This is a genomic window from Cryobacterium sp. Hh11, assembly GCF_004404045.1.
In the GTDB taxonomy this organism is placed as follows: domain Bacteria; phylum Actinomycetota; class Actinomycetes; order Actinomycetales; family Microbacteriaceae; genus Cryobacterium; species Cryobacterium levicorallinum.
On record NZ_SOHF01000028.1, the window covers coordinates 74115 to 90222 of the forward strand.

Genomic DNA, 16108 nt, shown 5'->3' on the forward strand with positions numbered 1-16108 from the left:
TGCTTTCCGGGCCCGGGCCCGGAAACGGGGCCCATGATGGATCATGGGCCCGCTTCCCTAAGGTGGGCCCGGGCCGGGAACGGGTTTCGAGGCTGGGCAGTTTAGGCTGGAGGGATGCGACTGGCGGGATGGATGCGGGGGCGACTCCGGGCATCCGCTGTACCCGAACCGGGCGTCAGCCCGAAACCGCGGCTGAACCGCGACGTGATCGTGCTCGGCGTCATCGCCTTCTTTGTAATGGTGGGCTTCGGCGTCGTCGTGCCGGTGCTGCCGGTCTACGTGCAGAGCTTCGGTGTCGGCAACCTCGAGGTCGGCGCGGTTGTCTCGGCCTTCGCTCTCATGCGGTTCGTGTTCAGCCCGGCCTGTGGTCGCCTGATCGACTGGGCTGGGGAACGAACCGTGCTCGCCGTCGGAATCGGCATTGTCGCACTCTCGAGCGGACTGGTCGGGGCGGCCGACAGCTACCTGCAACTGTTGCTGTTGCGCGGGGCCGGCGGCATCGGCTCCGCCATGTTCTCCGTGTCGGCCATGACGCTGTTGCTGCGCACGGCCGAACCGGGCCGCCGGGCCCGCGCGATCGGCTTCTACCAGGGCGGATTCCTCATCGGTGGCATGGCCGGCCCGGCGATCGGCAGTCTGCTCGCGACCATCTCGCTGACCGCACCTTTCTTCTTCTACGCCGGAACCCTCACCGTGGCCGGCCTGGTCGGGCTGTTCCTGTTGCGCTCGGGCGGCCGGGGCAGCGCGCTGGCCGGCGCCGACGCATCCGCTGTGCGCACGCCGTTTCGCACCGTGCTGCGGGACGAGCGCTTTCGCGCGGCCTGCCTCGCGAATTTCGCGCAGGGCTGGACCTCGCTCGGGGTGCGCACCACCCTCATTCCACTGTTCGTGGTCGTCGTGCTCGGGGGGACGAGTTCGTGGACCGGGATCGCGTTGGCTGCCGCAGCCGTCGCCCAGGCGCTCGCGCTCGCTCCGGCGGCCCGGTTTGTCGACACCGTCGGCCGTAAACCGGCCATTATCGGGGCATTCGCTGTGGCCGGGCTCGCGATCGTTGCCATCTCGTTTGCGCCGAACATCTGGGTGCTCGGCGCGCTGCTCTGCGTCTACGGGGTCGCCGCCGCCTTCATGGGCACCGCTCCCGCCGCGGCGGTCGGCGATGCGGCCGGCGCGCGCGGGGGCCGCCCGGTCTCGATGTTCTCCATGTGCGCGGATGCCGGTGCGATCGTCGGTCCGCTGGTTGCCGGCCTGCTCGTCGACGCCTTTTCGTTCTCGGCCGGATTTGCCGTCGGCGCCGTGTTCCTGCTGATCGCCGCCGCCTATGCGCTGCGGATGCCGTCCGAGCGCCGCGTCGCCGCCTGAGTCCGATGGGGCGGCGTCAGGTCGGTCACGCGCGGGTGGCTTATTCAGGACAGGCCAATGCCGCACGCCGAACTTCCGCATGATTGCGGGGCGCTCGCACGGCGTCGGTGGCCGATTTTCCGAAATAGTCACAGGAAAGCGCGCGTGAGCGGTTGGGTTGGGAATACCGCGGCACGTTCATGCGTTTGCATGAATATCAAACTCGCCAGGAGGACCTCATGACAGTACAGACCACCGGACTGCACCACGTCACCGCGATTGCCGGTGCCCCACAACGCAACATCGACTTCTACGTGACCGGGCTGGGACTTCGTCTCGTCAAGAAAACCGTCAACTTCGACGACCCGGGCACCTACCACCTGTACTACGGCGACGATTCCGGCCGGCCCGGCTCGCTGCTCACCTTTTTTCCCTGGACCGGCATTCGCAGCGGCCACACCGGCGCCGGCCAGTCGACCACGACCGCGTTCTCCGTTCCGGCCGGCAGCATCGGCTGGTGGAAGGACCATTTCGCCAAGCTCGGTGTGGAATCCGCCGTGACCGGGCGCTCGTCCCACGAGGAGCGGCTCTCGCTGCGCGACCCCGACGGGCTTCAGCTCGACCTGGTGGCATCTTCAACGGTGGATCCGCGCAATCCCTGGGATTCCGCATCCGTTCCCGCTGAATTCGCGGTGCGTGGGCAGCACTCGTCGGTGCTCACCGTCGCCGACCCGGCGAAGACCGTCCAGGTGCTCACGGACGACCTCGGCATGCACGTCATCTCTGAAACGGATGGCCGCACTCGCGTTGGTGCCGGCGATGGCGCGCCCGGAAACCTCGTAGACGTGCTCGCCGACCCCTCCGGAACCCCCGGCCTGACCGCCGGCGGCAGCGTGCACCACGTGGCCTTCCGGGTGCCGGACCGCGCCACCCAGGCCGAATGGCGTGAACAGCTCGCCGACCGCGGTTACGGCGTGACCGCTATCCTGGACCGCCAGTACTTCACCTCGATCTACTTTCGCGAACCCGGCGGCGTGTTGTTCGAACTCGCCACCGACACCCCCGGCTTCGACATCGACGAGCCGCTGCTCGAACTTGGTCGCTCGCTCAAGCTGCCGCCGTGGCTCGAGCCGAGCCGCGAGGCCATCGAAAACGCGGTGGCGCCGATCGTGCTGCCGCCCGAGAATAACCCGGCGGTAGTGGATGCTCCAGCGCCGGTCACCGCCTCGGTCACCGAATGAGCGACGCGACGCCGCAGGCCGAGTGGCCGCACCTGTTTCGCCCGGGCTCGAACGACGCCCGCGTGCTGCTGATGTTGCACGGGACCGGGGGCAACGAGCAGGAGATCGCCGGGCTCGCCAGCGCGCTCGATCCCACCGCTGCGATACTCGCCCCGCGCGGTCGGGTGCAGGAGAACGGCATGAATCGTTGGTTCCGGCGACTGTCCGAGGGTGTGTTCGACACCGCGGACGTGGCCCGACGCTCTGACGACCTCGCCGCGTTTCTGACCTGGGCGCGCGCCACCTACGCGCTCGGCGACCGGCCGATTGTTGCCGTCGGCTTTTCCAACGGCGCCAATATTGCCCTGGCGACGGCGCTTCTGCACCCGGCGGTGCTGCCTCGCGTGATTGCGTTCTCCGGCATGCATCCGCTCGCGCCCTCGCTCGACGCCGACCGCGGGATCGACGCGCGGGTCGCTGCCGGAGATTTGAGCGCATCCGCTGTGTTGCTACTGAATGGTCGAACCGACCCGATGGCTCCGCTCGGCAGTGTGCAGAAGCTCGCGACCATGCTCGAAGAGCGCGGTGCGCAGGTGCAGTCGGAGCTGCGCCCCGGTGGCCACGGCATCACCGAAACGGATGTCGCCGCCGCGGTGGCCTGGTTGGCCTAGCCCCGCGAGAGCGCAAAAAGTGCCCGTTTGACACGTTCAATCGGGCACTTTTTGCGCTCTCGCGCAACGGGTTAGCGCAGCTCTGTGCGACCGGAGATGACGCCGCTGACCGTCGCGACGACGGCGAAGATCACCGTGATGATGGGGAATCCGAGGTCCCACCAGGCCATGGCCGCCGCGCCGAAGATGGCGATTTCGATGAACGCCTTGCCGAACGGGTCGAGGCGGAACACCGCCTTGGGGGAGCGGAACAGCGCCCAAACCAAAACGGCGAAGGCGGGGGCGGCGAGTCCGACCAGCACCCCGGGCCAGGGGAGCGGCCAGGCCAGGAAGCCCCAGATGCCGAGGCTGATGAAGGCGAAGAGTTCGAGCACGAACCGGAGCATGTCGTTGGGGCCGATTTTCGGCAGGGCGCGCGTGTCTGTCACCCGTCAATCTTACCGATCCGCCGTGCCGTCGCTTTCCGGGCCCGGGCCCGGATAGCGGGCCCACGATAGATCATGGGCCCCGGACCGTAAGGTGGGCCCGGGCCGCGCGAGGGTGCTGGGTGGTTCAGGCCGTGCGGGGCCTGGGCCCCGTCCCCGGCTACTTGAAGATGATCGTGCGGGCACCGTCGAGCAGCACCCGGTTCTCGGCGAACCACTTCACCGCCTGGGTCAGCGTGCGGCTCTCCTCGTCCTGCCCGATCGACACCAGCTCGGCCGGAGTGCGCGAGTGGTCGACGCGCACGACGTTTTGCTCGATGATCGGTCCTTCGTCGAGGTCGCCGGTCACGAAGTGTGCGGTCGCGCCGATGAGCTTGACGCCGCGGGCATGCGCCTGGCGGTACGGGTTGGCACCCTTGAAACCGGGCAGAAATGAGTGGTGAATGTTGATGGCGCGCCCGCCCAGCCGTGCGCACAGCTCCGGCGAGAGGATCTGCATGTAGCGGGCGAGCACGACGAGTTCGATATCGAGCTCGTCGACCGCCTCGATGACGCGAGTTTCAAAGTCGGCCTTGCTGGCAGCATCCGTTATGGGCAGTGATTCGAACGGCACGCCATAGAACCCGACCAGGTCGCGCAGGGTGCCGTGATTGCTCAGCACGAGCGGAATCTCCACCGGAAGCTGGCCGCCGCGCTGGCGAAACAGCAGATCGTTGACGCAGTGCCCGGCCGAGGACGCGAGCACGAGCGTGCGCAGCGGGCGCCCCACGACATCGATGATCGACGCCATCGCGTAGCGCTCGATCACCGGGGCGAGCGCCGCCTCGAGTGCGGGTCGGGTCACCGGGGACTGCACCTGCAGGCGGATGAAAAATCGTCCGGTGTCGGCGTTGGAGAATTGCTGGCTCTCCGAGATATTGCCGTGCGCCTGCACGATCGCGCCGGTGACGGCGTGCACGATTCCGGGCTGATCGGCACAGACCAGCGTGATTACCCAGTGATGCGGAGAAGTCATCCGACCAGAATACCGGGCCGGCGAGCGGATGCTGCTGACCGGCCGAACCCGCCGGCGCCACGAGCGGATGCTGCTGACCTTCAGCCCCGGCCCGAGCCCTGCTCGATCCCGACGCACTGGCTGCCTGCCCGCCCAGTTGACCCGCCAGCACCGTCCGGTACACTCGACGTGGTCGCGCTGAACAAGCCGGCCCCGGGCGCGCACGTCGGCGCGCAGCCGGCTCCGGTGCGAACGACCGGACGCCCGCCGAGCCACCAGTATGAGTGCATCCATGACCAATACCGCCAACATCTTTCTGCCCACCGTGCCGCGCACCCCTGCCGCGAAGGCCACGCAGCCGTTCCCCTGGGTCGGCCTGATCACCCTCGCCGCCGCCGTTTTTCTGTCGGTCACCTCCGAGATGCTGCCGACCGGCCTGCTGCCGGAGATGAGCGAGAGCCTGAACGTCACCGAGAGCCAGATTGGTCTGCTCGTGTCGTGGTTTGCGTTCACCGTCGTCGTCACCAGCGCGCCCGTCGCGATCCTGACCCGCCGGTTTCCGCGGCACGGACTCATCATCATCGTGCTCGTCATCTTCGCGCTCAGTAGCGTGCTCACCGCCATCGCGCCGACCTACGAGCTGGTCGTCGCGGCGCGGGTGCTCGGCGGCGTCGCCCACGGCCTGTTCTGGTCGGTGGTCGGTGCCTACGCCGCCCACCTCGTGCCCAAGGCGCAAATCGGCCGCGCCGTGTCGATCACCGTCGCCGGCGGAACGCTCGCCTTCGTGTTCGGTGTGCCGCTCGGTACCGCGGCCGGCCATCTGCTCGGTTGGCGCCTCTCCTTCGTCGCCCTCGGCGTGCTCATGCTGATCGGCGCCGCCCTGGTCTGGAAATTCCTGCCCCCGGTCGCCCGGCATTCCACAAGCACGTCCACAACGGATGCCGCCGCATCCGCTCCCCAGGGCGGTCGCCGCGACGCAACCATTCCCGCTGTCGTGCTGATCTGCTTCATCACCGGCATCACCATGGTCGGCCACTACAGCTTCTACACCTACATCGCGCCGTTTCTGCTCGACGGTCTCGGCGTCGCCGCGAGCCAGCTGGCACCGCTGCTCTTCGCCTACGGTGTCGCCGGGGCGATCGGGCTGCTGCTCGTCGGCACCGTCTTCGGTCCGCGTCCGACGCTCGGCCTCGTGCTCGGTCTGGCGGCCAGCGCTGTGAGCGTCACCCTGCTCGCCCTGTTCAGCGCCACTCTGCCGGTCGCGCTCGCCGCTTTCGTGCTCTGGGGAATGGCTTTCGGAACCTTGCCACCGTTGATGCAGACCCGAATGCTGCACGCCGCATCCCCGGAGATTCGCGACACCGCCTCCGCCTTCTATACCACCGCATTCAACGCTGGAATCGGTGGCGGCGCGCTGCTCGGCGCGGTGCTGATCGAGACCGTCGGGCTCCAGTTCGTGCCGCTGGTCTACGTGGGTTTGCTCGTCGTCGCGCTCACGCTCGTGGTCGTCACCGACCTGGTCCGCCGCCGCCGCTCCTGACGTTTTCATCACTCTGACTTCGTCCAGGCCCGGGACCGCACCGGAGGCGACCGCTGCACGTTTGCGGCGCCGACGGCAGACCGTCCCCTGTCGGCGGGTAGACTAGACCTTCACACCCCGACCTGACAAGCCTGGAGGCCGCATGGTTCAATTCCTCCTCGCGTTTGTCGTTCTCTCGGTGCTCACGCCGTGGCTCACCCGGCGCGTCGGCACCCGCGTCTTCTACCTGATCGCCCTGCTGCCGGCCGGAGCGTTTGCGTACACGCTCACCCAGACCGCCACGGTCACCGCGGGTGGGGCCGTGACCCAGTCCATTCCGTGGATTCCGCAGCTCGGCATCAGCCTCTCCTTTCGGGTCGACACCCTGGCCTGGCTGCTCGCCCTCGTGGTCACCGGCGTCGGCGCCCTCGTGCTGATCTATTGCGCGCGTTACTTTACCAACGACGAACCGAGTCTCGGCCGGTTCGCCGCGCTGCTGCTGGCCTTCGCCGGCACCATGTACGGCCTGGTCACCGCAGACGACCTGGTGATCATGTTCATGTTCTGGGAGATCACCAGCGTGCTCTCCTACCTGCTGATCGGGCATTACACCCATAAACGGGAGAGTCGCGGCGCCGCCCTGCAAGCCCTGATCGTGACGACCTTCGGCGGCCTGGTCATGCTCGTGGGCGTCGTGATGATCTCGGTCGCCTCCGGCACCACGAGCCTGGCCTATATCGTCGCCAACCCGGTGACCAGCACGATGGGTACCTGGGCGATTCTGCTCATCCTGGTCGGGGCGCTCTCCAAGAGTGCGCTCGTGCCGTTCCACTTCTGGCTGCCCGCCGCGATGGCCGCGCCCACCCCGGTCAGCGCCTATCTGCACGCCGCCGCGATGGTCAAGGCCGGCATCTACATCGTCGCCCGGCTCGCTCCCGGCTACGCCGACAGCGAGGGCTGGCTGCCGGTGCTGGTCACGCTTGGCGTCTGGACCATGGTCGTCGGGGCCTGGCGTGCGCTGCGCCAGTACGACCTCAAGCTGCTGCTTGCCTATGGCACGGTCAGCCAGCTCGGCTTTCTCATGATCGCGATCGGATTCAATACCCGCGACACCGCGCTCGCCGGGGCCGCCCTGCTGCTCGCGCACGCCCTCTACAAAGCCACCCTCTTTCTCGTCGTCGGCGTGATCGACCACCGCGCCGGCACCCGGGACTGGCGCAAACTGAGCGGCGTCGGCCGCAGCGCTCCGGCGCTCGCGCTGATCGCGCTCGTCGCCGTCGCGTCGATGGCTGGGCTGCCCCCGTTGTTCGGTTTCGTTGCCAAGGAAGCCGTCTTCACCTCGCTGCTTGACGCCGGTGTCGGGGGATCCGGCTGGGGCTACGCGGCCCTCATCGGCACGGCCGTTGGATCCGTGCTGACGGTGGCCTACAGCATCCGTTTCTTCTGGGGTGCGTTTGGAACGCGCAGGGAACAGCCGGACACCGTGCTGCACGCGAGCCCGTGGGACACTCTGCTCGCCCCCGGCGTGCTCACCGTCGCGACGATTGGACTCGGTCTGTTCGCCGCGCTGCTCGACCCGCTGCTCGCGCCCTACGCCGACACCGTGCCGGGCGCCGGCAGCATCACCGAGCCGCCTTACCATCTCGCGCTCTGGCACGGGTTCGAGCCGGCGCTGTATCTCAGCGCCGTCGTTCTCATTCTGGGCGCGCTGTTGTTCCGCGCTCGCCGGGGGGTGGCCAGGTTGCAGGCGAAGGTGCCCGACGTTATCGACGCCGGCCGCGGTTACGGCAAGGCCATCCGCAGTGTCGACCGGGTCGCCGCCCGGGTCACCCACTTCGCCCAGCAGGGAGGGCTGCCGCAGTACCTCGGCACGATTCTCAGCGTATTCGTGGTCGCCCTCGGCTTCGCAGCGTTCGTCAACCGTACCTGGCCCGAAACGATCGTGCTCTGGGACTATCCAGGCCAGGTATTGATTGCCCTGATCATGGCCATTTGCGCGGTGATGGCGGCTCGGGTCGGGCAGCGGATGACCGCGGTCATCCTCGCCGGCGTCACCGGCTACGGCCTCGTCGCGCTGTTCGCCTTTCACGGTGCGCCCGACCTCGCCCTGACCCAGGCCCTGGTCGAATCGATCACCCTGGTGATCTTCGTGCTCGTGCTGCGCCGCCTGCCGGCGAACATCGCCCAGCACAACAAACCGGTGCGCCGCAAACGCCGCCTGCTGATCGGCAGCCTGGTCGGCCTGGTCATGGGCACGATCGGTTTCATCGCCCTCGGCGCCCGCGACTTTGCGAGCATCGCCGGAGCCCTGCCGCGCCTCTCGGTCGACGACGGGCACGGCGACAATATCGTCAACGTGATGCTCGTCGACATTCGCGCCTGGGACACCATGGGCGAGGTGTCCGTGCTCATCGTCGTCGCGACCGGTGTCGCGAGCCTGCTGTTCGTCTCCGGCCGCTACTCGGTCCTGCCGCGCCTGAAGGAATCCCGCAGCCTGCGCGCGGGCGCCAACCGGCGCCGCGTCGTCGCCGACCCGGAGCTGTCCAGCGAGGGGCACGCCGTCACCCGGCAGGCGTTCCTGCTCGCCGGGCGCAAGAACGACCCGCGCAACCGGTCGATCCTGATCGAAGTGCTCGTGCGATTGCTGTTCCACCCGGCCATGATCGTGTCGATCTACCTGCTCTTCGCCGGCCACAACCTGCCCGGCGGCGGCTTCGCTGGCGGGCTGCTCGCCGGCCTCGCCCTGGTGGCCCGCTACCTTGCCGGGGGGCGTTACGAACTCAGCGAAGCCGCACCGATCGACCCGGGCAAGATCCTCGGCCTCGGCGTCATCCTCGCCGTGGGAATGGCCGTCGTCTCGCTGTTCTTCGACGGGATCCCCCTCGAATCGGCCTACTTCACCGCCACAGTGCCCGTACTCGGCGACCTGTCCTTTGGCACCTCGACCATCTTCGACATCGGCGTCTACCTCGTCGTGATCGGCCTCACCTACGACATTCTGCGCAGCCTCGGCAGTGAGATCGATCGGCAGAGCGAGAACGACGAAATCGGCCCGCGGCCCGCGCCCGATGACGCGGCTGTCCCGGCCGAGCCCTCGACCGACACGGCTGCAGGGCTGAACATCCATCCCCTGCACGAGATCCCGAACGGAGGAGGCACGCGATGAGCGCCTCCCTCACCCTCGTCATCGTCATGGCCGTCATGTACGCGGCCGGCGTCTACGTCATGCTCGAACGCAGCCTGACCCGGGTGCTGATCGGATTTCTGCTGGTCGGCAACGCCACCAACCTGCTCATCTTCATCATGAGCGGACGCCCCGGCAGCTCGCCGATCGTCACCGGCACGAGCGTTCAGGACATGGTCGACCCGATTCCGCAGGTGCTCATGCTCACCGCGATCGTGATCAACTTCGGCATCACCGCGCTGCTGCTCGCCCTCATCTACCGGTCCTGGTGGCTGGCCCAGCTCGGCGACGAGGGCGACACCCTCACCGACGAGCACGCCACCGAAAGTGCCGGCGACGCCGACGCGACCTTCCGTTCCTCCTCCGACGATGACGATGCCATCGCCGAGTCCATCGACGAGTTCGAGCGCGGCGACGGTGCCACCAGCGATGAAGACACGTCGAAAGCGGATGCTGCCGGCCGCGCCGGCGCATCCGCTTCAGACGAGAGGAACGCGCGATGACCGCCCTGGTTCCCCTGATCGTCTGCCTGCCGCTGCTCGGTGCGGCGGTCGCCCTGATGCTCGGCCAGCGCCGCCGCCTGCAGGTTCTCGTGAGCGTTCTCAGCCTCGGGGCGGCGACCGTAATGAGCGCCGTACTGCTGGTCCTGGTCGACCGGCACGGACCGGCCGTGGTGCAGGTCGGCGGCTGGGACGCGCCATGGGGCATCGTGCTCGTCGTCGACCGACTGTCGGCGATCATGCTGCTCATCTCGGCGATCATGCTGCTCGGCGTGCTGCTGTTCGCCGTCGGCCAGGGCATCATCGACGGTGACCTCGAAACGCCGGTCTCGATCTTTCACCCGACCTACCTCGTGCTGGCCGCCGGCCTGTTCAACGCCTTCGTCGCCGGCGACCTGTTCACCATGTACGTCGGTTTCGAGATGCTGCTCTCGGCCAGCTATGTGCTGCTGACCCTTGGCGGTACGGGAGCGCGCATCCAGGTGGGTATCACCTACATCGTGGTGAGCCTGGTGTCGTCCCTGCTGTTCCTCAGTGCGATCGCCCTCATCTACGGCGCCACCGGCACGGTCACCCTCGCCCTCATCGCCGAGCGGATGCCCGATCTCCCCGCCGATATTCAGCTGATTCTCGGTCTGTTGCTGCTGATCGCCTTCGGGGTGAAGGCCGCGGTCTTTCCGATGTCGTTCTGGCTGCCGGACTCCTACCCGACCGCGCCCGCCCCGGTCACGGCGGTCTTCGCCGGGCTGCTCACCAAGGTCGGGGTGTACGCGATTCTGCGCACCCAGACACTGTTCTTTCCCGACAATCAGTTCTCGACGCCGCTCATGGTCGTCGCCGCGCTGACCCTGTTGGTGGGCATTTTGGGCGCGCTCGCCCAGGCCGATATCAAACGGCTGCTGTCGTTCACCTTGGTCAGCCACATCGGCTACATGCTGTTCGGGATCGCGATCGGCACCCCGCTCGCCATCGCCGCGACCATCTTCTACGTCGTGCACCACATCACCGTGCAGACGACCCTGTTTCTGGCCGCCGGGCTGATCGATCGGGTCGGCGGAACCACCTCGCTGTCGCGGCTCGGCGGGCTGCTGAAATCGTCGCCGCTGGTGGCCATTTTGTTCTTTCTCGGCGCGCTCAACCTCGGCGGAATCCCGCCGTTCTCCGGTTTTCTCGGCAAGATCGCCCTGTTTCAGGCCGGCACGATCGTGGCCGACCCGCTCATCTACGTGCTGATCGGGGTCGGCGCGCTCACCTCGCTGCTGACCCTCTACGCCCTCGCCCGGGCCTGGAACCTGGCGTTCTGGCGGCCGAAGAAACAGGTGAAGGACTACACCTCGTCGATGTCGGCGCAGCTCGTTGAAGACCCGCAGGACGCTGGGCTCGTGCTGAAGAAGACGATCTCGCCGCTCATGGTCGGCGCGACCACCTCCATGCTCGTGCTGACCCTGGGGCTGACGGTGTTCGCCGGGCCGATCTTCGCCCTGGCCACCCGGGCTGCCGCCAATATCAGCTCGCCGTCGACCTACATTGATGCCGTGTTCCCGAACGGTACCGGTTCAATCGAAGACAGCAACGTGGGCACCAACTTCGAGGGGGGTTCCCGATGACTACGCCGCGCGAACGGCGGGGCGCCGTCGGCAACCAGATTCCGCCGCTGATCGCCCTGATCGTGCTGTGGATGCTGCTCTGGGGCGAATTCTCCTGGCTCAATCTGCTCGTCGCGCTCGTCGTCGGTATCGTCGTTACCGTGGCGTTTTATCTGGTGCCGGTGCAGCTGAGTGGGCGGCTGCATCCGCTGAACACCGTCGTATTCTTCGTGCGACTGATCCTGGACATTGTGCGCGCCTCGATCGACGTGTCCTGGCTGGCCGTGAAGCCGCGGCTGGTCACGTCGAACGCCATTCTGGAGATTCGACTGCGCACCCGCAGCGACCTCATTCTCACCTGGACCGCCGTGGCCACGTCGATCGTTCCCGGCTCGATCGTGGTCGACATCGACCGGGAATCGTCGATCCTCTACCTGCACGTGCTCAATATGCAGAGCGCTCGCGATATCGAGAGTTTTCGCCGCCGGGTACTGGACACCGAGCGACGCATTGTGCGCGGGTTCGGCTCAAGCGAAGACGTTGAACGGATGCGCGGGGTGCGGCCCGCAGATCGGCGCGCAACTCGCCTGAAGGGAACCTCATGATGTTGCAGATTGTGGCCGTCGTCGCGTCGATCATGTTCGCGGTCGGCGCCCTCCTGGCCGTCTACCGTATCGTCGTCGGCCCGAGCGTGCTGGACCGGGTCATCGCCTCCGATGTGCTGGTCGCGACGATCATTTGCGCCCTGGCCGCGGAGATGGCGCTCAACCGGCACACCGACACCCTGCCGGTGCTGCTCGTGCTGGCGCTGTTCGCGGTGCTCGGATCGCTCAGCGTCGCCCGCTTTCTGCCGGCCAGGGACAGCGCATGAGCGCCCTGTTGCACGACGTGCTGACGGCTATTCTGGTGCTCGCCGGCGCTGCGATGTGCCTCGCCGCCGGAATCGGGCTGATTCGCTTTCCCGACGTTCTGTCGCGCCTGCACGCCGCGACCAAGCCGCAGATCTTCGGGCTCATGGCCGTGACAGCGGATGTCGCGATCAACAATTTCTCGGTCGGCACCGTCACCCTCGTGGTCGCCATCGTGGTGTTTCAGGCGCTGACCGCGCCGATGGCCGCGCACCTCGTGGGTCGGGCCGCCTACGAGACCGAGCACCTGCGGCCCGACCTGCTCATCGTTGACGAGCTGCGCGATCGCCGCGCTGCCCGCTGACCCGGCCCGCTCGCCCCAGCGTGGCTCGCGGCACTCATTAGCGATCGTGGCAGCCCGAGCTAGCGGTGGCGGCGAGGCTGCCGAGTGCCGCGACGACCGGAGCCGCGCCGACCAGCGCCACGAAAAGACGCGCGCGGCGGCATCCGCTGATATGATGGTCGAGTCGCAACTGGCGTAGCACGAAGATGGGTCACCATCGGGGAGCGACTGACACGGTTAGTGGCCGCACGCCTGGGCCGCAACATCCATATATAAGGAGAACTCCGTGCCTGATTCCGCTACCGTCTTGAAGTCGACCTTCAACGAACCGCTCTCGGTCGTTGACCCTGAGATCGCCGCCGTGCTCGAGCAGGAGCTCGGCCGCCAGCGCGACTACCTCGAAATGATCGCGAGCGAGAACTTCGTTCCGCGCGCCGTGCTGCAGTCGCAGGGCTCCGTGCTCACCAACAAGTACGCCGAGGGCTACCCGGGGCGCCGCTACTACGGCGGCTGCGAGTACGTCGACGTCGCCGAGCAGCTCGCCATCGACCGGGCCAAGAGCCTGTTCGGAGCCGCCTACGCGAACGTGCAGCCGCACTCCGGCGCCACAGCGAACGCCGCAGTCCTCTCCGCCATCGCCACCCCCGGCGACACCATTCTCGGCCTCGAGCTGGCCCACGGCGGCCACCTCACCCACGGTATGAAGCTCAACTTCTCCGGCAAGCTGTACAACCCGGTCGCCTATGGAGTCGACCCGGAGACCTTCCGCGTCGACATGAATGTCGTGCGCGACAAAGCACTCGAGAGCAAGCCGAAGGTCATTATCGCCGGCTGGTCGGCCTACCCGCGTCACCTCGACTTCGAAGCCTTCCGCGCCATCGCCGACGAGGTCGGCGCGCTGCTCTGGGTGGATATGGCCCACTTCGCCGGACTCGTCGCCGCCGGCCTGCACCCCTCGCCCGTGCCCTACGCCGACGTCGTGTCGAGCACCGTGCACAAGACCCTCGCCGGCCCGCGCTCGGGCTTCATCCTCTCGCGGGACATGACCCTGGCCAAGAAACTCAATTCCAACGTGTTCCCCGGCCAGCAGGGCGGCCCGCTGATGCACGTGATCGCCGCCAAGGCGACCGCGTTCAAGCTCGCCGCCGAGCCCGAGTTCAAGGAACGTCAGGAGCGCACCCTGCGCGGTGCCCGAATTCTCGCCGAGCGCCTGACCGCTGACGACTCGCGCGAGCACGGCATCGACGTGCTCACCGGCGGAACCGACGTGCACCTCGTGCTCGCCGACCTGCGCCACTCCGAGATCAACGGCCAGCAGGCCGAGGATGCCCTGCACGAGGTGGGCATCACGGTGAACCGCAACTCCGTTCCGTTCGACCCGCGCCCGCCGATGGTCACGTCGGGCCTGCGCATCGGCACGCCGGCCCTGGCCACCCGCGGCTTCGGCGACGCCGAGTTCACCGAGGTTGCCGACGTCATCGCCGCGGCACTCAAGCCCGGCGCCGACATCGCCGCGCTCCGCACCCGCGTCGGAGCGCTCACGCAGGCGTTCCCGCTGTACTCCGGGCTGGAGCAGTAGCTCCTTCGAGAACGGATGCTGCCGGCCGGCCTGGCCGGCAGCATCCGTCTTCTCGTGCCTGCCTGCGAGTTACGCGCGCGATGTACCCCCGCCGCACCTTTGTCCGGGGCCTGGGCCCCGTCCCTGGGCCCACGTTATAACCTGGGCCCGCGGACGGGCCCGGGCCCCGACCGAGTGACCTGGACGACAGTACCGACCTGAACCACAACAGTAGGGAACCGCAAATGACGGCAATTACACTCGACGGCGTCAAGACCGCGTCTGATATCAAGGCTGAGCTTCGCGATCGCATCGTGGCCCTGCGCGCGCACGGTGTCGTGCCCGGACTGGCCACCCTGCTGGTCGGCAATGATCCCGGCTCGGAGACCTACGTCGCCGGCAAGCACAGCGACTGCGCCGAGGTTGGCATCGAATCGATTCGCATCGACCTGCCCGGCTCGGCGACCAGTGCCGACGTGCGTGCCGCCATCAAGGATCTTAATAACAGCCGCGAGGTGACCGGCTACATCATTCAGTTGCCGCTTCCGGTCGGCCACAACGAGAACGCGATGCTCGAACTGATCGATCCGTCGAAGGATGCCGACGGCCTGCACCCGACCAACCTCGGGCGTTTGGTGCTCGGGATCGAGGGCGAACTGCGCTCCCCGCTGCCGTGCACCCCGGCCGGAATCGTCGAGCTGCTGCGCCGGTACGACGTGCCGATCGTGGGCAAGAAGGTCGTTGTGGTCGGGCGCGGCCTGACCGTCGGTCGCCCGCTTGGCCTGCTGTTCACCCGCAAAGGCCTCGACGCGACCGTCACCCTGACGCACTCGCGCACGGTCGACCTCGCCGGTGAGGTGCGCCGTGCCGATATCGTCGTGGCCGCAGTCGGAGTGCCGCACCTGATCCAGGCCGACTGGATCAAGCCGGGCGCCGCCGTCCTGGACGTGGGAATCACCCGCGTGCACAACGAAGTCACCGGCAAAGGCCGCCTGACCGGTGACGTGCATCCCGATGTTGCTGCTGTCGCCGGGCACCTGTCGCCGAATCCGCGTGGCGTCGGCCCGATGACTCGCGCGATGCTGGTCTCGAACGTCGTCAAGGCCGCCGAGCAGTCGCTGCTCGCGTAGCGCCTCTGCCGACGGTTCCGCCAGCCGTAGCTAACGCCGGTGAGTTTCGCTACACGCCGTTGCCGTCGTGCGCCTCGTACGGTGCGTCGCCTATTTACCGGCAGTAGCGGCCGCGCGGGGCATCCGTTTTGTTACGGCTGGGCGAGGGCGGCGCGGTGCAGCTCGGTGTGTTCCAAATAGTTCTGCGCATTGTGACGGATGCTGTCGATCTCGTCGTCGGTCAGCGGGCGTCGAACCTTGGCGGGAACGCCGGCCACGAGGGATCCGGGCGGCACCACGGTTCCGCCGAGCACGACGGCTCCGGCAGCGACGAGGGATCCGGTACCGATGACGGCGCCGTTGAGAATGGTCGCGGCCATACCGACCAGCACATTGTCTTCGATCGTGCAGCCGTGCAGCACGGCGCCGTGCCCGACCGAGACGCCGGTGCCGAGGGTGAGCGGAAAATCGGTGTCGACGTGGCAGGAGACGTTGTCCTGCAGGTTCGAGCCGGCCCCGATCGTGATCGGCTCCAGTTCGGCGCGCAGCACGGAGTTGTACCATACGCTGGCCCGGTCGGCGAGGGTGACATTGCCCACGATCACCGCGCCCGGAGCGACGAACGCGCTCTCGGCGATGCTCGGGGCCGGCGTGTTCGGCAGGGCGATGATTCGGGCGGCGCTGTCAGCAGTCATACGCGCCAGCCTAGCCCGGGCCGGCGAGGCGGCGAGGCACCGAGGCGGCGGGCCAGCACGGGTCGGCGAGCCCCTGAGGCGAGCAGCCGACCGGCCGCGGCCCGCGCTCGTCGCAGCG

General features: G+C 67.7%; 15 protein-coding genes and 1 riboswitch. Of the genes, 12 read left to right on the plus strand and 3 right to left on the minus strand.

What is annotated here, in order from left to right:
- Positions 1 to 114 precede the first annotated feature (114 nt).
- The 3 genes from E3T46_RS14285 to E3T46_RS14295 all read left to right on the plus strand — a co-directional run bounded on the left by E3T46_RS14285 (position 115) and on the right by E3T46_RS14295 (position 3229).
- Entirely contained in the window at positions 115 to 1359 is a 1245-nt protein-coding gene (locus E3T46_RS14285) for an MFS transporter (RefSeq protein WP_241980786.1), read from the plus strand.
- 218 nt (positions 1360 to 1577) lie between these two features.
- Complete coding sequence (locus E3T46_RS14290; RefSeq protein WP_134579047.1) at positions 1578 to 2579, plus strand: ring-cleaving dioxygenase; 1002 nt, start codon at positions 1578 to 1580, stop codon at positions 2577 to 2579.
- Entirely contained in the window at positions 2576 to 3229 is a 654-nt protein-coding gene (locus tag E3T46_RS14295) for an alpha/beta hydrolase (protein WP_134579048.1), read from the plus strand. The genes E3T46_RS14290 and E3T46_RS14295 overlap by 4 nt, the downstream gene beginning before the upstream one ends.
- A gap of 71 nt (positions 3230 to 3300) precedes the next feature.
- Here E3T46_RS14295 and E3T46_RS14300 read toward each other — a convergent pair whose 3' ends face one another.
- Together E3T46_RS14300 and purU are read right to left on the minus strand one after the other, a co-directional pair.
- Positions 3301 to 3657 (minus strand): YrdB family protein, encoded by a 357-nt coding sequence (locus tag E3T46_RS14300; protein ID WP_241980787.1) that lies wholly within the window; start codon positions 3655 to 3657, stop codon positions 3301 to 3303.
- Positions 3658 to 3814: 157 nt separating this feature from the next.
- Positions 3815 to 4669 (minus strand): formyltetrahydrofolate deformylase, encoded by an 855-nt coding sequence (purU, locus tag E3T46_RS14305; protein WP_134579049.1) that lies wholly within the window; start codon positions 4667 to 4669, stop codon positions 3815 to 3817.
- A gap of 271 nt (positions 4670 to 4940) precedes the next feature.
- On the opposite strand from purU, the gene E3T46_RS14310 reads away from it, so the two are divergent.
- The 9 genes from E3T46_RS14310 to E3T46_RS14350 all read left to right on the plus strand — a co-directional run bounded on the left by E3T46_RS14310 (position 4941) and on the right by E3T46_RS14350 (position 15316).
- A complete protein-coding gene (locus tag E3T46_RS14310; protein ID WP_134579050.1) occupies positions 4941 to 6188 on the plus strand; it encodes an MFS transporter in 1248 nt (415 codons plus the stop codon).
- A 142-nt stretch (positions 6189 to 6330) separates the two neighbouring features.
- A complete protein-coding gene (locus tag E3T46_RS14315) occupies positions 6331 to 9333 on the plus strand; it encodes a Na+/H+ antiporter subunit A (RefSeq protein ID WP_134579051.1) in 3003 nt (1000 codons plus the stop codon).
- Positions 9330 to 9854, plus strand: a complete 525-nt coding sequence (locus tag E3T46_RS14320; RefSeq protein WP_092449639.1) for an NADH-quinone oxidoreductase subunit K — start codon at positions 9330 to 9332, stop codon at positions 9852 to 9854. Before E3T46_RS14315 ends, E3T46_RS14320 begins: the two co-directional genes overlap by 4 nt.
- Positions 9851 to 11458 carry a Na+/H+ antiporter subunit D gene (locus E3T46_RS14325; protein ID WP_134579052.1) on the plus strand — a complete coding sequence of 536 codons (1608 nt, stop codon included), beginning with the start codon at positions 9851 to 9853 and terminating at the stop codon, positions 11456 to 11458. The genes E3T46_RS14320 and E3T46_RS14325 overlap by 4 nt, the downstream gene beginning before the upstream one ends.
- On the plus strand, positions 11455 to 12042 hold the full coding sequence (locus E3T46_RS14330) for a Na+/H+ antiporter subunit E (RefSeq protein ID WP_134579053.1): 588 nt from the start codon (positions 11455 to 11457) through the stop codon (positions 12040 to 12042). The genes E3T46_RS14325 and E3T46_RS14330 overlap by 4 nt, the downstream gene beginning before the upstream one ends.
- Positions 12039 to 12308: a monovalent cation/H+ antiporter complex subunit F gene (locus tag E3T46_RS14335; RefSeq protein WP_233195173.1), complete on the plus strand. Its 270-nt coding sequence runs from the start codon at positions 12039 to 12041 to the stop codon at positions 12306 to 12308. The genes E3T46_RS14330 and E3T46_RS14335 overlap by 4 nt, the downstream gene beginning before the upstream one ends.
- On the plus strand, positions 12305 to 12649 hold the full coding sequence (mnhG, locus tag E3T46_RS14340) for a monovalent cation/H(+) antiporter subunit G (RefSeq protein WP_092449645.1): 345 nt from the start codon (positions 12305 to 12307) through the stop codon (positions 12647 to 12649). The genes E3T46_RS14335 and mnhG overlap by 4 nt, the downstream gene beginning before the upstream one ends.
- Positions 12650 to 12804: 155 nt before the next feature.
- A riboswitch (ZMP/ZTP riboswitch) is annotated at positions 12805 to 12893 on the plus strand.
- A gap of 21 nt (positions 12894 to 12914) precedes the next feature.
- The gene (glyA, locus tag E3T46_RS14345) at positions 12915 to 14207 is read left to right on the plus strand and encodes a serine hydroxymethyltransferase (RefSeq protein WP_277870975.1); all 1293 of its coding nucleotides are present in this window, start codon (positions 12915 to 12917) and stop codon (positions 14205 to 14207) included.
- A gap of 224 nt (positions 14208 to 14431) precedes the next feature.
- The gene (locus E3T46_RS14350) at positions 14432 to 15316 is read left to right on the plus strand and encodes a bifunctional methylenetetrahydrofolate dehydrogenase/methenyltetrahydrofolate cyclohydrolase (protein WP_134441059.1); all 885 of its coding nucleotides are present in this window, start codon (positions 14432 to 14434) and stop codon (positions 15314 to 15316) included.
- A 131-nt stretch (positions 15317 to 15447) separates the two neighbouring features.
- On the opposite strand, the gene E3T46_RS14355 is transcribed toward E3T46_RS14350, so the two are convergent.
- Positions 15448 to 15990 carry a gamma carbonic anhydrase family protein gene (locus E3T46_RS14355; protein WP_134579054.1) on the minus strand — a complete coding sequence of 181 codons (543 nt, stop codon included), beginning with the start codon at positions 15988 to 15990 and terminating at the stop codon, positions 15448 to 15450.
- Between the last annotated feature and the right edge of the window lie 118 nt (positions 15991 to 16108).